The following is a 2,082-nucleotide window of genomic DNA, read 5'->3' as shown; positions in this document are numbered from 1 at the left end:
TCCGACCACGGCCGGGCTCGAGCACCGGCATCGTGGTTTGATACTGTCGGCGAAGTCAGGCGGCTTGTGCCAGTGAGGCAAAACGCGTGACGCGAGTTTTGGCGCGCGGCCGTCCATCTAGCCAGTTGACGACGCGAAGTACGTTCATCCCGGCAGCAACGCAGATTTGCTGCAGTCCGGTCTTCGCCAGCCCGATGTAGCGGCTCCGGCGCATTGCGAAGGCACGTACGCCCTGGGATATCGTACCCTCCACTCCGGCTCGGATATGGTAGCGCTCCTGCCAAGCGGGGTCGTTCATCCGCGCACGCGCGGCATGCAGGGCTTCGTACTCCGAGCGCGGGTGAAAGTAGATGAAGCGGCGCGCACCTTTCCCTGGCGCGCAGAATGCCCTTGCGGCGCAAGGTTTGCAGTCGTGCTGGCTGAATACGGCCTGGACCCGTGGGCTGCCGTCTTCATCTAGTGCCATACGCCAGATCGCTGACGTCTTGCCTTGTGGGCAGGTGACGTGCTCTTGCTCCCAATCGATGGCAAAATCCTTCTGCTCATAACCCCGTCCCGAGCGACTCTGTGAGGTCGACACCCCCCGCACGGGTCCCTCAAGGGAGATCGCATGGTCTCGCCAACTGCTCACCAGCAGCCCCGCATCGACGTAGCCCGAGTCTACAAAATGCTCTGCAGGCAGGAGATCCTTTCTAGCCAGCTGGTGCTGGATTGCCGCCGTGCTCGCCATGTCCGGCCGCATCGCAGGGCACGTCGCCACATGCGTGATCACGTGCGCCATGTCTTCGTCGCAGGTTTCGGTGACATGCACCTTGTAGCCGAGCCATGCGATCTGCCGCTTCATGCTGTAATGCGCATCGGTGTCATGCGGTGACTGCACTCGTTCACCGACTGGCGGTAACTCCGTGCCAGCCCGCAGGCGCGGCTTGCCATCATCGCGGGCGTAGTGCACCCGCCATACATTCTGAAGGGTCCCGACCATCGGTGCCTCACGCGCCGCAGTCGACGCGCCCGGCGCATTCAGAGCATCGAGCAGGAGGAAGCCATCTGCTCCGATCTCGCGGGCTAGCGCCTCACGCCGCTCCTGGCTCTTGGGCAGATGGTAGTCCTCGATGCGGCGCGCGTACCGCTTGAGCCAGATGGGCTGGGCGATCCCACGTAGCCAGTCGGGGGCCACGGCGGCGAGGTCGTCGAGCGTGGCTCTCAGAGTCTCGGCTACCAGTTCGAGGAGATGCAGATCATGCACCGCAGCCAGCACATGCGTGCTATCGGTGCGTTGCTTGCCCCGGGCCCTGACAAGGCCGCGTGCCTTGAAGCGCTCGAGCATTCGATCCAGTAACAGGTGCTCCGCCTTTCCGGCGACTAGTCGCGCCCGAAACTCGGTCAAGACGCTGAAATGGAAGCCGGGGTCGGTCAGCTCGAGCCCGAGCGCATACTTCCAGTCGATGCGAGCCCGCACCGCTTCGGCCGTCTGTCGGTCGCTGAGGTTTTCCAGAAACTGTAAGACCGTGACCAGCGCCAGGCGCCAAGGGGCCAGGGCAGGTTGGCCCTTGCGAGGATAAAAATCCCGGAAGTCCTCGTTTCGATACAGGTCGTGGAACTCGTCGCGGAGCCGCGTCACGACCGTACCCCTTGGGAAAGCGGCCTGCGCAATCCGCACCGTTTCAATCGGGATCTCGCCAATCGGCTCCGAACGAAGGCTCATGATTCCCTCCACAGACGTAACGGCTACTCGGGACTTCGCCGACAGTATCGTGGTTTCGTCGGCGAACAGCCGCGCCGAGCCGAGCAGGATCTCCCGCAGCCGCGCCACCACGGGCCGGATCTCGGCGGCGGCGGTGCCGAGCCAGCTGGCCAGCACGTCGCGGCCGATCTCGATCCCCTGCCGCGCCGTAAGCGTCCGGTGACGCGACGCCCGGCCGTCAGGCTTCGGCGGTTTTGGCGTCGCCTGACATGTTCCAGGGCAGGAGCTCGACGACCCGATTGACGGGATGATCAGCAATGCGTTCCAGCACGCGGCGGAGATAGGCCTCTGGATCGAGGCCGTTGAGCTTGGCGGTGGCGATCAGCGAGGCGATCGCC

General features: G+C 64.3%; 2 protein-coding genes. Both read right to left on the bottom strand.

The window, feature by feature from the left end:
- Nucleotides 1–55 precede the first annotated feature (55 nt).
- Entirely contained in the window at nt 56–1,984 is a 1,929-nt protein-coding gene (locus QWZ14_RS08705) for an IS1182 family transposase (RefSeq protein ID WP_290316244.1), read from the bottom strand.
- Nucleotides 1,923–2,082: transposase domain-containing protein (locus tag QWZ14_RS08700; RefSeq protein WP_290316243.1), on the bottom strand; the 160-nt coding region annotated here is incomplete at its 5' end. The genes QWZ14_RS08705 and QWZ14_RS08700, both read right to left, overlap by 62 nt.

This window comes from Paeniroseomonas aquatica (genome assembly GCF_030409335.1).
Lineage (GTDB): Bacteria > Pseudomonadota > Alphaproteobacteria > Acetobacterales > Acetobacteraceae > Belnapia > Belnapia aquatica.
The sequence above is the reverse complement of the archived record's forward strand: the minus strand, read 5'-3'. Positions and strand labels throughout refer to the sequence as shown.